The 20,161-nt window shown below is 60.5% G+C and carries 18 protein-coding genes; 5 read left to right on the forward strand and 13 right to left on the reverse strand.

What is annotated here, in order from left to right; genetic code table 11:
* Window positions 1–100: 100 nt before the first annotated feature.
* The 4 genes from BK667_RS05080 to BK667_RS05100 all read right to left on the reverse strand — a co-directional run bounded on the left by BK667_RS05080 (window position 101) and on the right by BK667_RS05100 (window position 3,920).
* Window positions 101–1,075, reverse strand: coding sequence for a 2-hydroxyacid dehydrogenase (locus tag BK667_RS05080; RefSeq protein WP_123515161.1), 975 nt, complete (start codon window positions 1,073–1,075; stop codon window positions 101–103).
* Between the two features lie 125 nt (window positions 1,076–1,200).
* On the reverse strand, window positions 1,201–1,647 hold the full coding sequence (locus BK667_RS05085; protein WP_148060126.1) for a hypothetical protein: 447 nt from the start codon (window positions 1,645–1,647) through the stop codon (window positions 1,201–1,203).
* Between the two features lie 345 nt (window positions 1,648–1,992).
* The gene (locus tag BK667_RS05095) at window positions 1,993–2,256 is read right to left on the reverse strand and encodes a DUF6124 family protein (RefSeq protein WP_123515154.1); all 264 of its coding nucleotides are present in this window, start codon (window positions 2,254–2,256) and stop codon (window positions 1,993–1,995) included.
* Between the two features lie 695 nt (window positions 2,257–2,951).
* Entirely contained in the window at window positions 2,952–3,920 is a 969-nt protein-coding gene (locus BK667_RS05100) for a LysR family transcriptional regulator (RefSeq protein WP_123405442.1), read from the reverse strand.
* Window positions 3,921–4,242: 322 nt separating this feature from the next.
* Here BK667_RS05100 and BK667_RS05110 point away from each other — a divergent pair, with 322 nt between their 5' ends.
* The 4 genes from BK667_RS05110 to BK667_RS05125 all read left to right on the forward strand — a co-directional run bounded on the left by BK667_RS05110 (window position 4,243) and on the right by BK667_RS05125 (window position 9,096).
* Window positions 4,243–5,742, forward strand: a complete 1,500-nt coding sequence (locus BK667_RS05110) for an efflux transporter outer membrane subunit (protein ID WP_123596976.1) — start codon at window positions 4,243–4,245, stop codon at window positions 5,740–5,742.
* A 121-nt stretch (window positions 5,743–5,863) separates the two neighbouring features.
* On the forward strand, window positions 5,864–8,044 hold the full coding sequence (locus BK667_RS05115) for an FUSC family protein (protein ID WP_123596977.1): 2,181 nt from the start codon (window positions 5,864–5,866) through the stop codon (window positions 8,042–8,044).
* Window positions 8,034–8,234: a DUF1656 domain-containing protein gene (locus BK667_RS05120; RefSeq protein ID WP_007896379.1), complete on the forward strand. Its 201-nt coding sequence runs from the start codon at window positions 8,034–8,036 to the stop codon at window positions 8,232–8,234. Before BK667_RS05115 ends, BK667_RS05120 begins: the two co-directional genes overlap by 11 nt.
* A 10-nt stretch (window positions 8,235–8,244) precedes the next feature.
* Window positions 8,245–9,096 carry an efflux RND transporter periplasmic adaptor subunit gene (locus BK667_RS05125; protein WP_123596978.1) on the forward strand — a complete coding sequence of 284 codons (852 nt, stop codon included), beginning with the start codon at window positions 8,245–8,247 and terminating at the stop codon, window positions 9,094–9,096.
* A gap of 115 nt (window positions 9,097–9,211) precedes the next feature.
* On the opposite strand, the gene BK667_RS05130 is transcribed toward BK667_RS05125, so the two are convergent.
* Both BK667_RS05130 and BK667_RS05135 read right to left on the reverse strand, forming a co-directional pair.
* The gene (locus BK667_RS05130) at window positions 9,212–9,610 is read right to left on the reverse strand and encodes a DUF4440 domain-containing protein (RefSeq protein ID WP_123596979.1); all 399 of its coding nucleotides are present in this window, start codon (window positions 9,608–9,610) and stop codon (window positions 9,212–9,214) included.
* Window positions 9,607–10,977 (reverse strand): MFS transporter, encoded by a 1,371-nt coding sequence (locus tag BK667_RS05135; RefSeq protein WP_123596980.1) that lies wholly within the window; start codon window positions 10,975–10,977, stop codon window positions 9,607–9,609. The genes BK667_RS05130 and BK667_RS05135 overlap by 4 nt, the downstream gene beginning before the upstream one ends.
* Window positions 10,978–11,087: 110 nt before the next feature.
* On the opposite strand from BK667_RS05135, the gene BK667_RS05140 reads away from it, so the two are divergent.
* Window positions 11,088–11,978 (forward strand): LysR family transcriptional regulator, encoded by an 891-nt coding sequence (locus BK667_RS05140; protein ID WP_123596981.1) that lies wholly within the window; start codon window positions 11,088–11,090, stop codon window positions 11,976–11,978.
* Window positions 11,979–12,080: 102 nt separating this feature from the next.
* Here the strand turns inward: BK667_RS05140 and BK667_RS05145 are convergent, their stop codons facing one another.
* From BK667_RS05145 to BK667_RS05175, 7 genes are all read right to left on the reverse strand, one after another.
* A complete protein-coding gene (locus tag BK667_RS05145) occupies window positions 12,081–13,079 on the reverse strand; it encodes an SEL1-like repeat protein (RefSeq protein WP_185058173.1) in 999 nt (332 codons plus the stop codon).
* Window positions 13,080–13,359: 280 nt separating this feature from the next.
* Entirely contained in the window at window positions 13,360–14,184 is an 825-nt protein-coding gene (locus BK667_RS05150; protein ID WP_123596983.1) for an SDR family oxidoreductase, read from the reverse strand.
* Window positions 14,185–14,215: 31 nt separating this feature from the next.
* Window positions 14,216–14,680, reverse strand: a complete 465-nt coding sequence (locus BK667_RS05155) for a multidrug transporter (protein WP_123515320.1) — start codon at window positions 14,678–14,680, stop codon at window positions 14,216–14,218.
* Between the two features lie 251 nt (window positions 14,681–14,931).
* Complete coding sequence (locus BK667_RS05160) at window positions 14,932–16,383, reverse strand: mannose-1-phosphate guanylyltransferase/mannose-6-phosphate isomerase (RefSeq protein WP_123596984.1); 1,452 nt, start codon at window positions 16,381–16,383, stop codon at window positions 14,932–14,934.
* 188 nt (window positions 16,384–16,571) lie between these two features.
* Entirely contained in the window at window positions 16,572–17,225 is a 654-nt protein-coding gene (locus BK667_RS05165; protein ID WP_123507793.1) for an alginate O-acetyltransferase AlgF, read from the reverse strand.
* A 14-nt stretch (window positions 17,226–17,239) separates the two neighbouring features.
* Window positions 17,240–18,415 (reverse strand): alginate O-acetyltransferase, encoded by a 1,176-nt coding sequence (locus tag BK667_RS05170; protein ID WP_123507795.1) that lies wholly within the window; start codon window positions 18,413–18,415, stop codon window positions 17,240–17,242.
* A gap of 11 nt (window positions 18,416–18,426) precedes the next feature.
* On the reverse strand, window positions 18,427–19,992 hold the full coding sequence (locus BK667_RS05175) for an MBOAT family O-acyltransferase (RefSeq protein WP_123596985.1): 1,566 nt from the start codon (window positions 19,990–19,992) through the stop codon (window positions 18,427–18,429).
* Window positions 19,993–20,161 lie beyond the last annotated feature (169 nt).

Here is a 20,161-nt window from a genome sequence, read left to right on the forward strand (position 1 = left end):
TATAGTGCGGCCAAGTCTTTTGGCACTGGACTGAATTGCAAGGTGTGTATCGAAGTTAATAAATAACGGGCAAGTGTTTAATGCACTTGCCCGTTTTTATTCAGCCTTTCCAGACTTGCGGGTTAACCAAGTCCTGGGGGCGCTCGCCGAGCAACGCGCTGCGCAAGTTGGCCAGGGCGCGGTTGGCCATGGCTTCGCGGGTTTCATCAGTGGCGGAGCCGATATGCGGGAGTGTCACCGCGTTTTTCAGTTGGAAAAGGGGCGACTCGGCCAGCGGTTCTTTCTCGTAGACGTCCAGACCCGCGCCGCGGATCCGATTGTTTTGCAGCGCTTCGATCAGCGCCGGTTCGTCCACCACCGGACCGCGGGCGATGTTCACCAGAATCGCGCTCGGCTTCATCAGCGCCAGTTCGCGGTGGCTGATCAGGTGTTTGGTCTTCTCGCTGAGCGGCACCACCAGGCAGACGAAATCGGCTTCGGCCAGCAACTGGTCAAGGCTGCGGAACTGCGCGCCGAGTTCCTGTTCCAGCTCGGTCTTGCGGCTGTTGCCGCTGTAGATAACCGGCATGTTGAAACCCAGCCGACCACGACGGGCAATGGCCGCGCCGATATTGCCCATACCGACGATGCCCAGGGTCTTGCCGTGCACATCGCAACCAAACAGCGGCGCGCCGACGGTCGCTTGCCACTGCCCGGCCTTGGTCCAGGCGTCCAGTTCGGCGACGCGACGGGCACTGCTCATCAGCAAGGCAAAGGCCAGGTCGGCGGTGCTTTCGGTGAGCACATCCGGGGTGTTGGTGAGCATGATCCCGCGTTCGTTGAAATAGGCGACGTCATAGTTGTCGTAGCCCACCGAAACGCTGGACACCACCTCCAGTTTGGCGGCGTTTTCCAGTTGCGTGCGGCCGAGTTTGCGACCGACGCCGATCAAGCCGTGGGCATGGGGCAGGGCTTCATTGAACTGGGCGTTGATGTCGCCGTTTTTCGGGTTCGGCACGATCACGTCGAAGTCTTGCTTCAAGCGCTCAATCATTTCGGGAGTGACACGGCTGAAAGCGAGGACGGTTTTTTTCATGGGAAGCGGCTCGGCGGGCAGTGGTGAATGCCAAGCACGCTAACATTCTTTTTGCGCTTTGCGCGAGGTCCCAGGCGTACGCGATTCAACTGTGGGAGCGAGCTTGCTCGCTCCCACAGGGTTTGTTAGCGCTGCAGAAACTCCAGGCCTTCAGCCTTTATCTCACCGGTAAACATGAGTTCTTTGCTGGTGATGCTGTCGATGAAGGTGAAGTTGAACGTTGCGCCCAGCGTACCTTTTGCCTGATTGAAATCGAATGTGATGTGCCCGGTATCACTTTTCGGCGTGTGGATGACTTCTGCGCCACTCTTCAGTTGGCGCAAAACAGGCGGGTTGACCGGGCCGCCGTCAACAAACTTATATCGTTTGTTTTGAATATTGATCGGGAAGTTCAAATAGAAAAAATTCATGGTGCTGGTGTGGGCGTCAAAGTGTGAGGCATTAACGCCGACCAGCAGATTGTTCGTGGTGAATGCCGTGACGCTGCCTTTGAAGAAACCATGTTCTTGAATAATGGCGATCACTGTGCCCAGTGCCGTGCTGGTTTCTTCATTCAAGTATGTAGCGTGCACAGTGACCTCCTTGGCGTTTGAATTGCGCAGAACATAACCATGAAGATGAGCGTCGTAAACTGTCAGAGTTGACAGTTGACGACCCCACAAAAATGCGTTCTACACCGGATCAAAACTGTGGGAGCGGGCTTGCTCGCGAAAGCGGAGTGTCAGCCGACATCAATGTTGATAGTCAGGCCCTCATCGCGAGCAAGCTCGCTCCCACAATGGTGCTTGTGCGAACACAGCAGATGCGACCGACAGTTATCCCCTGTGGGAGCGAGCTTGCTCGCGATGGCGGCGGTTCAGTCGACTTTGATGGTGAATGTGAAATTGCCTTCGCGAGCAGGCTCACTCCTACAGGGGTTAGCTTTGTGGTGAAGATTCAGGCAGTTCGATGTTATCCAGCGCCCGGTTCACCGACAGTTCGCCCAGCATGATGATTTGCTGGATGCCGAGCAGGGTGTTGCGGTGAGTGCCGTCGAGGAATCCGGCGAGGTCGCTGGTCATGACGCTGGCCGAGGCGAGGGATTCGCAGGCGTAGGCCAAAAGGGCTTCGCTGCTGGCGTCGGGGGCGACCTGGAACAGGTGGCTGGGGGTGTGGGGCGGGTTTGGTGTTGGCTTGAACATGAGGGCGATACTCCATAGCGAGGTTAATGGAGCTGCCACTTTCGTTTTCCAGACGAAGGGTGGCAGCCGTGCGCGGACTGGAAAAACCGGTCAACCTCGCCAAAACCCGGCAGACCCGAAGGTCTCCCGCGCACAGCCGCCATAACATCGCGAGCATAAAAAAGCGCCGCAGTATGCCATGTGCTGTGGTGAGGTATCGATTCGGGTTTTCCAGACCCGATCGCTGATGCGTCAGCGACCCCCAAAGCCTATCCACTTCGCTTCCCACACAACAACCGTCAAAACACGTCGGAAACGTCCGAGAAAATCCGCAATTTGTAAGACTGTCTGTAGGAGTCTGCCGAAGACCGCGATCTTATGATTACGATCGTTCCCACACTCTGCGTGGGAATGCAGCCCAGGACGCTCCGCGTCCCTTCCGGAGCCGAACGCGGAGCGTCCGTTGAGGCATTCCTTAGCTGCGCGTGACGATCGTTCCCACGCTCTGCGTGGGAATGCAGCCCGGGACGCTCCGCGTCCCTTCCGGAGCCGAACGCGGAGCGTCCGTTAAGGCATTCCTTGACGATCGTTCCCACGCTCTGCGTGGGAATGCAGCCCGGGACGCTCCGCGTCCCTTCCGGAGCCGAACGCGGAACGTCCGTTAAGGCACTCCTTAGCTGAACGTGGGAACGATCATTTGTAGGACCGTCTGTAGCTCAATTTGCCAGCCGCGCCCCGGCCAGACTTCCGCTCAATTCATACGCCGTCAATTCCGCCTGATGCGCCGCCAATATCTCCGGCAACGACCCGCGCAAATATTCGACCCACGTCTTGATCTTCGCATCCAGGTACTGCCGCGACGGGTAGATCGCGTACAGATTCAATTCCTGCGAGCGGTAGTTCGGCATCATCCGCACCAGCGTACCGTTGCGCAGCCCTTCGATGGCCGCGTACACCGGCAACACGCCAACGCCCATGCCGCTGGTGATCGCGGTTTTCATCGCATCGGCGGAGTTCACCAGAAACGGTGAGCTGTTGATAGTGACCATTTCCTGGCCTTCCGGGCCGTCGAACGTCCATTTCTCCAGCGGGATCACCGGGCTCACGAGGCGCAGGCAGGCGTGGTTGAGCAAGTCACTGGGTTTTTGTGCACAGCCGTTGGCTTTTACATACGCCGGGGAGGCGCAAACGATGCTGTAGGTGATGCCCAGGCGCTGGGAGACGAAGCCCGAGTCCGCCAGTTCGCTGGCGAGCACGATGGACACGTCGTAGCCCTCGTCGAGCAAATCCGGTACGCGGTTGGCCATGGTCAGGTCGAAGGTCACGTCCGGGTGGGTCTTGCGGTAGCGGGCGATCGCATCGATCACGAAGTGCTGGCCGATGCCGGTCATGGTGTGCACTTTCAGTTGCCCGGCGGGACGGGCGTGGGCGTCGCTGGCCTCGGCTTCGGCTTCTTCGACGTAGGCCAGGATCTGCTCGCAACGCAACAGATAGCGCTTGCCGGCCTCGGTCAGGGCGATGCGGCGGGTGGTGCGGTTGAGCAGGCGGGTTTGCAGGTGGGCTTCCAGGTTGGAAACCGCGCGCGAGACGTTGGCCGTGGTGGTGTCCAGTTGCACGGCGGCGGCGGTGAAACTGCCGGCCTCGGCCACGTAACTGAAGGCGCGCATGTTTTGCAAAGTGTCCATGGGGTGCTCTCGGGTTCGATGGCAAATTGTGACACGAAGTTACCGGGGCGGTGACCCCGACCAAGGGATTATCGCAGTAACGGTAACAAAGATTCACAGGAATCCCAGCTTATCGCGGTTCAGGCCGCCCCCTAGAATTGCGCCACCGCAGGAACTGGCGTACGACACAAACCCTGTGGGAGCGAGCTTGCTCGCGATGACTGAGTGCCAGTCGACATCAATGTTGAATGACAGACCGCAATCGCGAGCAAGCTCGCTCCCACAGGGATTGCGGCGCCCACAAAATCTCGTGCCTCTCTCCACTTTTCAGGAATTTGCAGCAGTGCCGCGTCGCATCAACAGAGCGCTCAAGACGCTCAGTGTTTTGGCTTTAACCCTGGCAATCAGCGGCTGCATCGGAACCGGAGGTATTGCCCCGCAGGGCAAGGCGCTGGAGGCTGATTCACTGGCCACCGACGAAGCCATCCAGAACGCTGCGCAGGACGCTCACTGGCCCACCGCGCAATGGTGGCAGGCCTATGGCGACCCGCAACTGAACCGCTGGATCGACCTCGCCGTGCAGGGCAGCCCGACCATGGCCATGGCCACTGCCCGGGTGCGCCAGGCCAAGTCCATGGCCGGCATCGCCGAGGCCGCCGAGTCATTGCAGATCAATGGTGAATCGACCCTCAAGCGCCACAACTGGGCGACCGACCAGTTTTACGGTCCCGGTGAGTTGGCCAATACGACCACCTGGGACAACAACGCCGCGTTGGGCTTCAGCTACGCCCTCGACCTCTGGGGCCGCGAAAGCAACGCCACCGAGCGCGCCGTGGACATGGCGCACATGACCGCTGCCGAAGCGCGCCTGGCCCAGCTCGAATTGCAGAACAACATCGTGCGCGCCTACATCGAGCTCTCGCTGCATTACGCACAACGGGACATCGTCGCCGCGACGTTGCAGCAGCAACAGCAAATCCTCGACCTGGCGCAAAAACGTCTGAACGGCGGGATCGGCACCCATTTCGAAGTCAGCCAGGCCGAAACGCCGCTGCCGGAAACCCACCGGCAGATCGAGGCCCTGGACGAAGAAATCGCCCTGAGCCGCAACCAACTCGCGGCGCTGGCGGGCAAAGGTCCGGGGGAGGGCGCGCAATTGCAACGGCCGACGCTGTCGTTGGGCACTGCGCTGAAATTGCCATCGTCGTTGCCCGCGCAATTGCTCGGCCAGCGCCCGGACGTGGTCGCCAGTCGCTGGCAAGTGGCGGCCCAGGCCCGGGGCATCGATGTGGCTCACGCCGGTTTCTACCCCAACGTCGATCTGGTCGGCAGCCTCGGCTACATGGCCACGGGCGGCGGCGCATTGGAGTTTTTGACCGGCAAGAAACTCAACTACAGCGTCGGCCCGGCGATCTCGTTGCCGATTTTCGACGGTGGCCGCTTGCGCTCGGAATTGGGCGAAGCGTCGGCCGGGTATGACATCGCCGTGGCCAAGTACAACCAGACGCTGGTCAATGCGCTGAAGAACATCTCTGACCAGTTGATCCGCCGCGAGTCGATGGACAAGCAACAGGTGTTCGCCGCCGAGTCGGTGGCCACGGCGCAGAAGACTTACGACATCGCGATGATCGCTTATCAGCGTGGGCTCACGGATTACCTCAATGTGCTCAACGCGCAGACATTGTTGTTCAAGCAGCAGCAGGTGCAGCAGCAGGTGCAGGCGGCGCGACTCGGTGCTCACGCGGAATTGGTGACAGCCCTTGGCGGCGGGCTCGGTGCCGGCAGCGATGTGCCGAAAGACAGCCAGACCAACGCACCCAAAACCCCGGCACTTCTTAAGTGAACACAACCCCTGTAGGAGCAAAGCTTGCTCGCGATGGCGCCCATGAGATCGCCATCGCGGGCAAGCCATGCTCCTACAGGCAGGTTTCGAGCCTCGACCGAATTTCATTGAGCAGGATCTGATGACTCCCTTGCCCACACCTCTGCGCTGGCTGTACTCCCTCGAATGGCGCCGGGGCTTCTACGACTGGGCACGCAGCGACGGCGTGACCTGGGTCTACATTTTCAAGGTGCTGCTCGCCGCGTTCCTGACCCTGTGGCTGGCCATGCGCCTGGAACTGCCGCAACCGCGCACGGCGATGATCACCGTGTTCATCGTGATGCAGCCGCAAAGCGGCCATGTGCTGGCCAAGAGTTTTTATCGTTTCCTCGGCACCCTCGCCGGGTCGGCGGTGATGGTGTTGTTGATCGCTTTATTTGCGCAGAACACCGAACTTTTCCTCGGCTCGCTGGCGATCTGGGTCGGCCTGTGCACCGCCGGTGCCGCGCGTTATCGCAACTTTCGCGCCTACGGTTTTGTGCTCGCTGGCTACACCGCAGCGATGGTTGGTTTGCCAGCATTGGCGCATCCGGACGGCGCTTTTATGGCGGCGGTCTGGCGGGTGCTGGAAATCTCGTTGGGGATTATTTGCTCGACCCTGATCAGCGCCGCGATCCTGCCGCAAACCGCCAGCGCGGCGATGCGCAACGCCTTGTATCAGCGCTTCGGCGTGTTCGCGTTGTTCGTCACCGACGGCTTGCGCGGTCGCAGCCAACGGGAGGCCTTTGAAGCGAGCAACGTGCGCTTTATCGCCGAAGCCGTGGGCCTGGAAGGTTTGCGCAGCGTGACGGTGTTCGAAGACCCGCACATGCGTCGGCGCAACGGTCGGCTCAGTCGCTTGAACAGTGAATTCATGAGCATCACTACCCGCTTCAACGCCTTGCACCAACTGCTCGAACGCTTGCGCAGCAGCGAGGCGGATCACGTGGTGGCGGCGATCAAACCCGGTTTGCAGGACCTGGCCGAATTGCTCGACGGCTTCAGCGGCCGGGCGTTGACCAACGCCGATGCCGCGCGTCTGGTCACGGCGTTGACCGCTTACAAGGAAGGCTTGCCGGCGCGGGTACGCAGCCTGCGGGCGATCTTCCAGGAGAGTGAGCCGAGCGACGCCGAGCAACTGGATTTCCACACGGCCTACGAATTGCTCTACCGCTTCGTCGACGACTTGCACAGTTATGCCCAGACCCACGCGTCCCTGGCCGATCACAGTCACGCTCGCGAGCAGTGGGACGAACCTTTCACCCCGCAAACCAACTGGATGGCGTCGGCGGCATCGGGGATTCGTGCCGCGTTCATTCTGGTGGTGCTCGGCAGTTACTGGGTCGCTACAGCATGGCCGAGCGGGGCGACGATGACGTTGATTGCCGCCGCGACCGTAGGCCTTTCTGCGGCGACGCCGAACCCGAAACGCATGGCGTTTCAGATGGCTTGCGGCACGTTGCTCGGGGCGCTGATCGGCTTCGTCGAGATGTTTTTCATCTTCCCCTGGATCGATGGTTTTCCGCTGTTGTGCGTAATGCTCGCGCCGGTGATCGTGTTCGGTTCGTTCCTGACCTCGCGCCCGCAATACGCCGGGGTCGGCCTCGGGTTGCTGATCTTCTTCAGCACCGGTTCGGTGCCGGACAACCTCACGGTTTACAACCCCTACACCTTTATCAACGACTACATCGCCATGGTCCTCGGCATGCTGGTGTGCGCCGCCGCTGGCGCGATCATCCTGCCGCCGAACAGCCGCTGGTTGTGGCGTCGGCTGGAACAGGATTTGCGCGAGCAAGTGGTGTACGCAATCAGCGGCAAGCTCAAGGGTTTGGGCTCAAGTTTCGAAAGCCGCACCCGGGATTTGCTGCACCAGGCCTATGGCTTGGCGGTGGGTCAGCCGCAGGTGCAACGGGACTTGCTGCGCTGGATGTTCGTGGTGCTGGAAGTCGGCCACGCGATCATCGAGTTGCGCAAGGAACAGGCGATTCTGCCGGTGCATCCGGCCTATGCCGAATCCCAGCCGTGGCGCCAGGCGATCAGGGTGATGGGACGCTCGCTGGTGCGGCTGTTTCTGCAGCCGAGCCAGAGCAATCTGGAGCGCGGGTTGATCGCGGTCGATCACGCGATCAGCCGGGTGCAAGCCACCGACGAACCGTTCGCCCCGCACTTCGACACCTCGGCGCTGCGTCGGGTAAAGAGCTACCTGCACTTTATCCGCACGTCACTGCTGGACCCGCAATCACCGCTCACTGCTTATGCCAAAGGAGTTGAACATGCCGCGTGAAATCGCCTTCCACGGCGTGTACATGCCAACCATGACGCTGATGTTTTTCATCGCCGCGGCACTGGCCTGGGCGCTCGACCGGTTCCTGTCCGGGTTCGACTTGTACCGCTTTTTCTGGCACCCGGCGCTGCTGCGCCTGAGTCTGTTTACCTGTCTGTTCGGCGCTCTGGCGCTGACTGTCTACCGTTGAGAACGTTCCGATGAAAAAGCTGTTCAGCTTGCTCGCCACCCTGCTGGTGCTGGCCCTCGCGATATGGATCGGCCGGACTCTGTGGGTGCATTACATGGATACGCCATGGACCCGCGACGGCCGGGTGCGCGCCGACATCATCAACGTCGCCGCCGACGTCACCGGCGAAGTGGTGGACGTGCCGGTGCGCGACAACCAACTGGTGAAGAAGGGCGATTTGCTGATGCAGATCGACCCCGAGCACTACCGCATCGCAGTCAAACAGGCGCAGTCGCTGTTGGCCTCGCGCAAGGCCACGTGGGAGATGCGCAAGGTCAACGCCCATCGCCGCGCCGACATGGACGCCCTGGTGATCTCCAAGGAAAACCGCGACGACGCCAGCAACATCGCCGACTCGGCCCTGGCCGATTACCAACACGCCCAGGCGCAACTGGAAGCAGCGGAACTGAACCTCAAACGCACCGAAGTGCGGGCGGCGGTGGACGGTTACGTCACCAACCTCAACGTCCATCGCGGCGACTATGCGCGCATCGGCGAAGCAAAAATGGCCGTGGTCGATATGAACTCGTTCTGGGTGTATGGCTTCTTCGAAGAAACCAAACTGCCCCATGTGCGGGTGGGTGATAAAGCCGATATGCAGCTCATGAGCGGCGAAGTGCTAAAGGGGCATGTGGAGAGTATTTCTCGCGGCATTTACGACCGCGACAACCCCGAGAGCCGCGAGCTGATCGCCGATGTGAACCCGACGTTCAACTGGGTGCGGTTGGCCCAGCGGGTGCCGGTGCGGATTCACATCGATGAAGTGCCAGAGGGTGTGCTGTTGGCGGCGGGGATTACGTGTACGGTAGTAGTGAATCAATGAAGATCGTTCCCACGCTTTGCGTGGGAATGCATCCAGTGACGCTCCGCGTCACAGATTGGGACGCAGAGCGTCCCGGGCATCGCGCTACCACGCGGAGCGTGGGAGCGATCGGGGCTCACGCGCTACAAAACGTCTCCTGCAAATGCCGCCAAACTATCCGCCCCGATGGTCCTTTTTCAAACACCACCGTCGACCTTCGATCCGAGTGCAACCCCGTCGCATCGGTCTGCTGCTCGCGATAACTCACCGTCGCGCCACGTTCGTGCAATGCAATTGCGCGCAGCTCGCTAAGCTCAATCCTGAACCCGGTCTTCTTCCCGCCGGCCATCCGAAACAAGCCACTCAACGCCTCCAGGTCCAGCACCCGGCCCAGCGGCGAGACCATGGAAAACTGTGGCGAAAAACGCGCAAGCAACCGGTCCAGCGCCGCGTCGTCTTCCTCCACGGCGAACCACTGTTCAATCGCCACATGGGCCTGGATCACTTCGTCAAAATAGTCGGTGTAGTCAGTCATACGGATTTTTCCTGAAGGGGATTTGAGGTTAGCAGGGCGAGGATTTTCGTCGAGTCGAAGCGCAGGACAGCGGTCATGGGCACCAGTGTCAGCAGGGCGGCGGCGAGGAAGCAATAGTGGAAACCTTCAGCGCCCAACGCGCCGAGCAACGAGCTCAACAGCGCCGCGCCAAGGCAGAACCCGAGCTGGCGGTTGATGTTCCACAGTGCGCTGGAGTGGCCCATTTTTTCCGGCGCTATGCCGATAAACGCCAAGGTCTGCGCAGTGACGCTGCACAGGCTGCCACCCAGGCCCATCACGGCGTAGGCAATGATCAGCAGCGGGCCGGCGGGTTGTTCGACGCGCATCAGCAACAGGATGCCCAGGCATTGCAAGATCATGCCGGCGATCAGCAACGGCTTGGGGCCGATGCGGTTGAAACTGCGTTTGCCCAGCAGGATCGCCACCCCCGAGCCGGCCGCCCACGGCAACATCAGCGCGCCGATTTGCGCCGCGCCGAAACCGAGGTCGTGCAGGTACAACACGGCGATCAGGTGGGTGCCGGTGAAAATGCCGGGCACGCAGAGGTAGATCAGCATCGCCAGGCGCAGCGATGGATTTTTGATCAGTTGCAGGTCGAGGATTGCACCGGGTTTTCGCCAGCCGTCGCGCCAATACAACGTCGCCATCGCGGCGCTGAGGATCAGTCCGAGCCCGCCGAATGCGCGCGTGTCCGGTTGGCTCAACAGGCTCAAGGCGATCAACAACAGACTCAGGGCCGAGATGGCCAGCAGCAAGCCAAGGGCATCCAGTGACGGGCGTGCGGTCGCGGCTGGATCGGGTTTCAACCAGAGCAGGCCGAGCGCGAAGGTGAGCAGCGCCACCGGCACGTTCAAGTAGAAAATCCAGCGCCAGGACAACGCCTGAACGATCAACCCGCCGGCCATCGGCGACAAGGCCGGGACCATCAGCGCCACCAGCAACACCACGCCGGTGAAATGCGCACGCCGGGCCGGTGGAAACTGTCGATAGGCCAGGGCCTGGCCGACCGGGAGCAACAGCCCGCCACCGATACCTTGCAGCAGTCGCCAGCCGATCAGGCTTTCAATCGATCCTGCCTGCGCCACCAACGCCGAAGCGACCCCGAACAGCAGCAACGAACCGAGGATCAGCCGCCGCTCACCGATCCGCGCCGCCAGCCACACGCTCATCGGAATGATCAGCGTCAGCCCGAGCATGTAGGCGTTGCTGATCCACGCCAGTTCGGTCACCGAGGCGTGCAGTTCCCGGGCGATGTCGGGGTAGGCGATGGTGGCGACGAACATGTTCAGCAGGTCGAGGGCGAACCCCAACAAATACACCAGTGCGACTTTCGATCGATAGGCCATGGCCACTTTCCCTGTCATGAGACGTGCAGGGTAGGGCGCTTGCGGCGTTAGGAAAACGCTGGTTTGGCTGCTAGTTTGTCAAAATTATTTTGACAAGGAGCGGTGCCCACATGGTGAGTCTGGACCGTTTTGACACCTTCAAAGCCGTGGTCGAGGCCGGGTCATTGACCGCCGCAGCCGATACGTTGGGGCAGACCCGCGCGGTGGTGAGTTTCAACCTCAAGCGGTTGGAGGCCGAATTGGGCGTCACTTTGCTGACCCGCAGCACCCGACAATTGGCCCTGACCGATGCGGGCGAGCGTTTTTATCGGCGTTGTTTGCGCACCTTGGACGAAGCGCGACTGGCGATCGAGGAGGCCCGTTCGGAGCACTCGCAGCTCAAGGGCACATTACGGATCACCACCACGGTGGAGTTTGCCTTGGCTCAGGTGGTGCCCGCGCTGGGAGTGTTTCGTGAGCAACATCCGCAACTGAACATTCACCTGTCCACATCCTCGACCCACGCCGATCTGATTTCCGAGCGTTTTGACGTGGCGATTCGGCTGGGACGCATGCTTGATTCCAATCTGCGTGCGGTGCAGTTGTCGACATTCGAGATTTTTGCGGTGGCGGCGCCGGTGCTGATTGAGCAGCACGGGGCTGTCCCCACGTTGGCAGCACTGGAATCGTTGCCGACATTGGGGCATGGGCGGGTGCCTGAACTAACGGTGACCGACCCGGCCGGGACGGAGCATCTGTACCAGCCAAACCCGGGGAAAACCGCGATTGTCGCCGACAACTCGGCAACGCTGCGGGCCTTTGCATTGTCCGGGCAAGGCGTGGCGATTTTGCCGCAGTGGCTGGTTCAGGAGGATTTGGAGGCGGGACGGCTGGTGCATCTGCTGGCTGATCACCGGTTTGCCCAGCAGGGGGTGTATGCGTTGTACCCGGACACCCGGCATCTGCCGCTGAAGGTGCGGGCGTTTATTGATTTCATGAAGGGGTGGTGTTGGGGTTTCTAGTGACTGTGCTGACGCCATCGCGGGCAAGCCTTGCTCCTACAGGTCAGCGTCGTACGCCAATCATGCGAACGACACCCCGGGCCTCTTCGTTGGTAAGGCGTCTTACAGTGGCGCCTGGCTTAGGATGGCTTCGGCCTTCTTCACGGCATCCGTTACGTCCAGTTCTTTGTCACTGAGCAGCGCCATGACCTGCGGATTCTGCAGGACATTGGCATTGGGACTGTGCAGCTGAGCCTGTCGTGAAATGATCACATACGCGTAAAACTGATCACGGGTGCTGAACTCGGGACGAGCACTCACCGTGGCCAGTGCGTTCTCCATAAAGGCATGGCGATCTGTCGGCGAGAGTCCCTTGAAGGTGTCGGGGAATTGCAAATGGATGTTCGCCGAGTACACCGCGATGTTTTCCTCTCGCGCTTCCTTGCCCACCTCGTCCTTGCTGGTCACGTTCTTGCTCAGTTGCTCGTAACCTTTTTCGCCTTCGCTGAGTTGCTGCGGGTTCATTCGTTGTTTCAGCGAGTCGACCTGTGCCGTGTCGTCGAGGACTCTGGCCCAACTGTAAGCCAGGGACAGATTGGCTTTGTTGGTATGCATACGAATCAGGGTTTGCTGGGAATCCGGATCGCCATGGCGTGCCGAGCGTTCCAGCCAACGTATACCGAGGTCGAGGTCCGGCGTCTGTCCGTACATGCCATAGGCAAAGCTCTGGAACATGCCGAACTCGGCGCACGAGTCATTTCTGACCGCGGAATACGCCATATAGCCGAAGGCTTCCCGGTCGCGTTGGGAGCTGTCCTTGCTCGTGTCCTTTTCCGCGATGCTGGCCAGATAACACAAGGCCCGCTCATGGGTGGGCGCGGCCATGATCAGGCAGCTGCGGGCTTGCTCGGGCTTTTCGTCGTTGTACAACTGGTAACCGATGCCGTAGAGCAGATCGCTGTCCATGCCGAGGTTGCAATACTCGTTGGCAACGGCTTGCGGTAACAGCTCCTTGAGGCTGAGCTTGGGCAGGGTGGCGTTCAGCGTCTCGTCTGGCGATGGCGCGCCGCAGCCGACAAGCGCGGTGGCCAATGCCAGCGGCAGCAGGTTTTTACATTTCAATGGACATTCCCTGATCGGCGATTGAATAGAGATCGCATGGCGCGGGCAGGGGAAGAGCGGGAAGGCAAAGCAATCCGTGCTTCGGTTTTAATGCCAGCGATTCCATGCTGCTTGAGTCGGCGTAAACGCGTCGAATGTCTCAAGTGCGCGCATTCTACTGAAAGCACCCAGGCATACAAACCTGTATGGATGCGGCACCGGCGATGTGATCGAGCAGCGCGCGCTGCTCAGTCTGATGATGATTGTGACGATCTGGCGCGATTAGACCGGTTTGCCACGCTCAGAGTTGGCGATTCAAACCAAACCGCTTCATCAAGGTCGACTCCAGCAACCCCTTGGGCAGCAGCGTCGCCAGCAGTGGCAGAGCCCGGCTGCCATTGCCGATGCGGATCAGCCGTGGCGGTTTTTCCTGCTGCACTGCCTTCAGCAACACTGCGGCAAACTCACGGGCCGGGGTTGGTTTGTCCTGGGACGCCTTGGCCCGTGCGCGAATGCCTTCACGCAACGCAAACCACGGCGATTGCTCGGTGATCAGTTGTTCGGCTTCATGGCCGGCATTCTTGGCAAAACGGGTGTCGATGGCGCCGGGCTGGACTTCCATCACGCGGATGCCGAACGGCGCCAGTTCCATGCGCAGGGCATCGCTCAGGGCATGCACGGCGGCTTTCGAGGCGCAGTAGGCGCCGGCGAACGGCGTGACCAACACCCCGGACACGCTGCCGATGTTCACCACCAAACCCTTGGCCCGGCGCAACACCGGGAACAACGCCTGGGTGACGCCGACCAGCGCAAACACATTGGTTTCGAACTGGCGTTGCATCGCCGGCACGCCGCCATCGAGCAGCGGCCCCATGGCGCCATAACCGGCGTTGTTGATCAGCACATCGAGGCCGCCATGTTGCTGGTTGATCCGCTCACCCAGCTGTGCGAGGGCGGCGCCATCATTGACGTCCAGTTGCACTGCCGTGAAACCCGCCGCCGCCAAAACGGCCACGTCTTCAGCCTTGCGGGCGCTGGCCCAGACCTCGTAGCCGGCGGTTTTGAACACATCCGCCAGGGCGCGGCCGATGCCGCTGGAACAACCGGTAATCAACGCAACGGGCATGGCGCGGTCCTTGTGCAATTAAAAGAGGGGATCAGTCGGAGAAACTACCCTGCAAACGCTCGGCGCGAAACTCCAGGGTTTGCGGGCGATAACCGGGGCGCAACGGTGGTAGCGGCAAGCAGTCTTCCCAGTTGGCGCCGGCCTGCAATTCGCCGGGGCCGCGATAACGCGGGGCGGCGTATTGATTGTCGGCCAGGTTGACCGTGTCGCCCGGTGCGTAAGCGGCGATGCGCCAGCGCAGTTCGGTGAGCGGCACGTCGTTGCCGTTGTTCATGGTCAGTTGCAGCGGGCGATCCGCCGGGCATTGCTGCGGCGCATAAGTGATACGCAACTCAAGGCGCGCCAGTTGCTTGACCTCGCGGTTGTCCAGCCAGATCACCCACGTGGCGACCAGGCCCAGGCCCACGGCAGCGGCCACGGAGACAGGCAAGGCTTTGGCCGGATAGCGCAACAACAGGATCAGCCAGGTGATGACCAGCAGGACGCCGATGAACATGTCGCACAACCTCGGGAGAAGAGAAGGTCATCCTACCTAAGCGTAGGGGAGGTTGGCGATGGGCGTGATCGTTCCCACGCGCAGCAAAGGAATGCAGCCCGGGACGCTCCGCGTCCCATTGGAACGCGGAGCGTCCCTTGAGGCATTCCCACGCAGAGCGTAGGAACGATCAAAAAAAAGCCCCCGACCAACCCACTGCGGATAGGGAAAACGCAGTGGGCTCGACGAGGGCTTTTTATTTCGCTAAACGCTTACTGCGCGATGGTTTTCACCGACACGCCGCGTTCGATCGGGGTGGAGCGACCGTAGATATCTTCGAACCGCTCGATATCGTCTTCGCCCAAATAGCTGCCCGATTGCACTTCGATGATCTCGAGTGGAATCTTGCCCGGGTTACGCAGACGGTGCACCGAGGCGATCGGGATGTAGGTCGACTGGTTTTCGCAAAGCAGGAACACGTTCTCGTCGCAGGTCACTTCAGCAGTGCCGCTGACCACGATCCAGTGTTCGGCGCGGTGGTGGTGCATTTGCAGCGACAGGCACGCGCCCGGCTTGACCGAGATGTGCTTGACCTGGAAACGCCCGCCCATGTCCACCGAATCGTAGGAGCCCCACGGACGATAGACTTCGCAGTGGTTCTGGGTTTCGCTGCGGCCCTGCTCGTTGAGGGTGTTGACCATTTGTTTCACGCCTTGGACCGAGTCCTTGTGGGCGATCATCATGGCGTCTTTGGTTTCGACGACCACGATGTTTTCCAGGCCGATCACCGACACCAGTTTGCCGTTGCCGTGGATCATGCAGTTCTTGCTGTCCTGGATGACCACGTCGCCTTTGGACACGTTGCCGTTGGCGTCTTTTTCATTCACTTCCCACAACGATGCCCAGCAACCGACATCGCTCCAGCCAGCGGTCAGCGGTACGACGCAGGCGCGCTGGGTTTTTTCCATCACCGCGTAGTCGATGGAGTTGTCCGGGCAGCAAGCGAAGGTGGCTTCGTCGAAGGTGATGGTGTCGTTATCCTGCTCGCTGCGCTCAAGGGTCAGCAGGCAGGTGTCGTAGATGTCCGGGTCGTGCTTTTTCAGTTCTTCGAGGAAGCGGCTGGCGCGGAACAGGAACATGCCGCTGTTCCAGAAGTAACCGCCGGACTCCACGTATTCGGTGGCGCGCTTGACGTCAGGTTTTTCGACGAAGTGCGAGACACGGCTGACGCCTTCGGGCAGCAGCGAGTCATTGGTGGACTTGATGTAGCCGTAACCGGTTTCCGGTTTGGTGGCCGGTACGCCGAACAGCACCATTTCGCCGTTTTCCGCCGCGACGGTGGCCAGGGCCAACGCGCGTTGCAGGGCTTTCTGATCTTCCAGTACGTGGTCGGCCGGCAGCACTAGCATCAACTCGTCGCGACCTTCATTGACCAGCATCATCGCGGTCAACGCCACGGCCGGTGCGGTGTTGCGACCGAACGGTTCCATCAGGATGCGCTGCACTTCCAGTTTACGGGTGCTCAGCTGCTCGTTGACGATGAAGCGGTGGTCCTTGTTGCAGACCACGATCGGGGAGTCCATGCCTTCGAACACCAGGCGTTCCAGGGTTTGCTGGAACAGGGTGTGTTCGCCGGTCAAGGCCAGGAACTGTTTAGGGAACTGTTTACGCGAAAGCGGCCAAAGACGTGAGCCGCTACCACCTGACAAGATTACCGGAATCATGTTGTTACTCCTTAAAATCGATTGGTTAGAGCTACTGCGTTCTGTCGTTTCACTCTTGTTCTTATTCCGTATCTCGATTGCCAGCCGATCCCCTGTAGGAGCATGGCTTGCCCGCGATGGCGGTCTTGAGGGCCTCATCGCGGGCAAGCCTTGCTCCTACAAAGGAGCGCGGCAATCCAGAAAAATAGTTAGCGCGTCGAAACCGGGCGTTTTACCCACACTGGCGACAGGCTGCTGCCGCTGCCGGTGACGTACAGCACGGCGGCTTCACCGCGTTCCAGGGCAACCGGTTTCACGTCGCCGACTTTGGTGGCGCCGTCGTACAGGGCCAGGCTGACTTTCACCGGGTTGATTTCACGTTCGCCACGGCCCTTGGCCGCTACCGACGGAACCACTTCGGTCTTGCCGTCGGCGGTTTTCAGGGTCAGGGCCTTGTCGCTCAGGTTTTGCACGCGAACCAGGGACTTCTGCTTGTTCTTGAACGGCGGCTCTTCGATCAGTTGCGGCGCGCCGCTGGCGTTGTTCACCAGGGTGTAATAGTGATCACCGGCGAGTTTCACCGGCAGGCTCTGGCTGCCGACCTTGGCGCTGTAGTCGCCGCCCGGCATGAAGCTGAAGTCGCTGCTGGCCAGTGGCGCAACATCGTTCACAGCGGTGGTGCCGACGGTGGCGCTGACTTCAGCATTACCGGCGTTGTAGACCCGTACGAAGGACGAGCCTTTCGGTGCGGTCGGGCCGTAGAGTGCGGCGTCGCCAGCGAAGGCGGACATTGACAACACGCTCATGCCTGCAACGAGTGCGAAGGTCTTGGCGAGACGGCGAGGAGTAGTAGTGAAAGTCATGGTGTACCTCTCTTTCAGTTTTGCGCCCGGTCGGGCGTCTCGGATTTAGTGTTTGCGGCTACGTTTTGTTGGCGCACGCCAGCTTCTTTGAGCTCTGCAACCCACTGCGGGTCGGCGTCACCGATTTCGTTGTTCACAGGCAGATAACGTTCAGGAAACTCCCAGATCAGCACCTGTGGCGGGCTGTTCTTGAAAGCATCGCTTTTCAGGTAGCTGAGCATCGGCAGGATCGGGCCGTGGCCGTCTTCGGCGTAATTGACCACGTCGCTCTTGAGCGCTTGCTTCAGCGCACCGACGAAGTTCCAGTTCGGGTTGGCGCTGTAGCTGGTGCCGATCAGGGCCACCGGTACTTCGCTGTTGGCGAACAGGGCATCGTCAGCGGCAGGCTGATCGTCAGCCGCCACGGTGTTGCGCTTCTGCAGCGGCTCGGTGGCCGGCATCAGGTTTTCGAACAGCGGATCCAGCGGCAGGAACAGTCGCAGATCGCCTTTGTGGGTGACTTTTTCCGCCGGTGTCGTGACGAACTTTTGTGGTTCGCCGCTGAGCGGGGTTTTCGCGGCAATGGTCTTGGCCAGGGTTTCGGCGGCGACTTGCGCGCCCTCTGGAGTCCAGTGCGTGTCGGTACGCAGGAACACTTGCTCACCCTTTAACTTGGCCTGATTGAACGGGCCGAGCAGGTCGGGGGCGAGGATCTTGTCGGCTGCCACACGAGCGTGGAAGTCCTGGTAGAGGTTGGCGTGGATGCTCGCCGGTTTCACTTCACCCAGGTGTTCCGGGTACAGGCGAACCTTGGCCGGCACAATCGCCATCACCAGTTTCACGCCTTTGGCTTTCAACTCTTGGCGCACGCCTTCGACCAGCGCGTAGTTGCCTTGCAGGTTCAGCTCTTCGTTGACGATCGGGTTGAATTCTTCATCGCTGTACAACCATTGATCGCGACCGAGCACTACGCCCGGACGACCTTCGTTGAACAGTTTGAAATCCAGCGCAGCCCAGAGGTTGGTGCCCAGGCGTTTGATCGGGAACTCGGCGTCGTAGTGCGTCTCCACGGCTTTGGTCCAGCGGCCGTTGAGCACCGTGGTTTCGGCACTGGTGCTGAAACCGAAGAAGCTGCGCGTGGACCACAGGCCCAGGACCAACAGGGTCACCAGGAACAGGGCGATGTAGAGGATGCGTAATGAGCGGGTCATGGTCAGATCCCTCAGAACTGGAAGTAAAGGAACGGCGAGAAGCTTTGCGCCGAGAGTTTGAAAATCGAGGCGATGAACAACACCAGCACCAGCGTGCGCATCACATAACGCGACCAGTCAGCGGTCCAGTAGGCCGGTTGCACGGTGGCTTCAACGCCAACGGTGTAGCCCGGTTCGTGGATGCTGGCCGGGTTGTCGCCCGGTACGGCTTTGATCATTCCAGGGGTCGCGGTGGCCGGGCCATCGGCTTCGACGTTCACCACTGGCTTGGTCTTTTCTGGCGGCAGGTTGGTGTAGAAATCCCGAATGCCGAAGAACGCCAGGGTCATATAAGCCACGACCAGGGTCGCCACTTGCAGACCGGTGAGGCTGGCCTGGTTGAGTTCCGACAACGACCATTCGCCGAAGCTGAACATCGCGCCGTACATGCGACCGGCAACGTGCAGGTTTTCCGAGCGGAAGATCACCCAGCCCATCACCACGAGCAGGAACGTCAGGGCCCAGCGGACCGGGTTGATGCTGCGTGGCGAAGTGTTCAGGCCCAGGGCCTTCTCGATCGCCAGCCACATGCCGTGCCAGGCACCCCAGACGATGTAGGTGATGTTCGCGCCGTGCCACAAACCACCGAGCAGCATGGTCAGGAACAGGTTGCGATAAGTCATCAACGTGCCTTTGCGGTTACCGCCCAGCGTGATGTACAGGTAGTCACGCAACCAGGTGGACAGGCTGATGTGCCAGCGACGCCAGAACTCGGTGATCGACTGGCTGATGTACGGCTGCTTGAAGTTTTCCATGAAACGGAAACCCATCATCAAGCCCAGGCCGATGGCCATGTCGCTGTAGCCGGAGAAGTCGAAATACAGTTGCGCGGTGTAGGCCAGGGCGCCGAGCCAGGCGTCACCCGTGGTCGGGGCTTGCAGGGCGAAGCAATGGTCGGCCACCACCGCGAGGGTGTCGGCGATGAACACTTTCTTGATGAAACCCTGCATGAACCGCGTGGCACCTTCGGAAAACTTGTCGAGGGTGTGGGTGCGGTTATTGAACTGGTCCGCGAGGTCGCGAAAGCGCAACACGGGGCCAGCGATCAAGTGCGGGAAGATCGCGACGAACGCCGCGAAGTCGATCAGGTTACGGGTCGCCGGGGTGTCACCACGGTAGACGTCGATGATGTAGCTGATGGACTCGAAGATGTAGAACGAGATCCCGATCGGCAACAGCACGTGGGTCAGGATGAACGGCGACAGACCGACCGAGGTCATCATCGCGTTGATGCTGTCGACGCCGAAGTTGGCGTACTTGAAGTAGCCGAGAATGCACAGGTCGACAGCAACGCCCAGAAGCAACCAGCGCTGGGCCGGTTTGGTCCGAACGCCTGCTGCACCGACTTTGAGGCCGATCCAGTAGTTCCACAGCGTGACAGCGGCGAACAGCGCAAGGAAGTCCACGCGCCACCAGGCATAGAACACATAGCTGGCGATCAGCAGCAGCAGGTTGCGATAGCGAATCCCGCTCAAGTAGTACATGCCGAGAAAGATCGGCAAGAACAAAAACAGGAACACATTGGACGAAAATACCATCCCGATCTCTCCATGTTTAACCAACAGTCAAGGGCCAACGGCCCCCCCAAACCCCCCACGAAAATCTGGAGAGCTACGATCGTTCCCACGCTCTGCGTGGGAATGCCTCACTGGACGCTCTGCGTCCGCTTCGGCATGTGACGCGGAGCGTCACGGGATGCATTCCCAC

It is taken from the genome of Pseudomonas frederiksbergensis (assembly GCF_003732705.1).
Classification (GTDB): Bacteria; Pseudomonadota; Gammaproteobacteria; order Pseudomonadales; family Pseudomonadaceae; genus Aquipseudomonas; species Aquipseudomonas frederiksbergensis_F.

Coding starts and splice junctions, on each gene's coding strand:
- BK667_RS05080 (WP_123515161.1), bottom strand. CDS start 1,075: ATGAAAAAAACCGTCCTCGCTTTCAGCCGTGTCACTCCCGAAATGATT.
- BK667_RS05095 (WP_123515154.1), bottom strand. CDS start 2,256: ATGTTCAAGCCAACACCAAACCCGCCCCACACCCCCAGCCACCTGTTC.
- BK667_RS05100 (WP_123405442.1), bottom strand. CDS start 3,920: ATGGACACTTTGCAAAACATGCGCGCCTTCAGTTACGTGGCCGAGGCC.
- BK667_RS05115 (WP_123596977.1), top strand. CDS start 5,864: ATGACTCCCTTGCCCACACCTCTGCGCTGGCTGTACTCCCTCGAATGG.
- BK667_RS05120 (WP_007896379.1), top strand. CDS start 8,034: ATGCCGCGTGAAATCGCCTTCCACGGCGTGTACATGCCAACCATGACG.
- BK667_RS05125 (WP_123596978.1), top strand. CDS start 8,245: ATGAAAAAGCTGTTCAGCTTGCTCGCCACCCTGCTGGTGCTGGCCCTC.
- BK667_RS05130 (WP_123596979.1), bottom strand. CDS start 9,610: ATGACTGACTACACCGACTATTTTGACGAAGTGATCCAGGCCCATGTG.
- BK667_RS05135 (WP_123596980.1), bottom strand. CDS start 10,977: ATGGCCTATCGATCGAAAGTCGCACTGGTGTATTTGTTGGGGTTCGCC.
- BK667_RS05140 (WP_123596981.1), top strand. CDS start 11,088: ATGGTGAGTCTGGACCGTTTTGACACCTTCAAAGCCGTGGTCGAGGCC.
- BK667_RS05150 (WP_123596983.1), bottom strand. CDS start 14,184: ATGCCCGTTGCGTTGATTACCGGTTGTTCCAGCGGCATCGGCCGCGCC.
- BK667_RS05155 (WP_123515320.1), bottom strand. CDS start 14,680: ATGTTCATCGGCGTCCTGCTGGTCATCACCTGGCTGATCCTGTTGTTG.
- BK667_RS05160 (WP_123596984.1), bottom strand. CDS start 16,383: ATGATTCCGGTAATCTTGTCAGGTGGTAGCGGCTCACGTCTTTGGCCG.
- BK667_RS05165 (WP_123507793.1), bottom strand. CDS start 17,225: ATGACTTTCACTACTACTCCTCGCCGTCTCGCCAAGACCTTCGCACTC.
- BK667_RS05170 (WP_123507795.1), bottom strand. CDS start 18,415: ATGACCCGCTCATTACGCATCCTCTACATCGCCCTGTTCCTGGTGACC.
- BK667_RS05175 (WP_123596985.1), bottom strand. CDS start 19,992: ATGGTATTTTCGTCCAATGTGTTCCTGTTTTTGTTCTTGCCGATCTTT.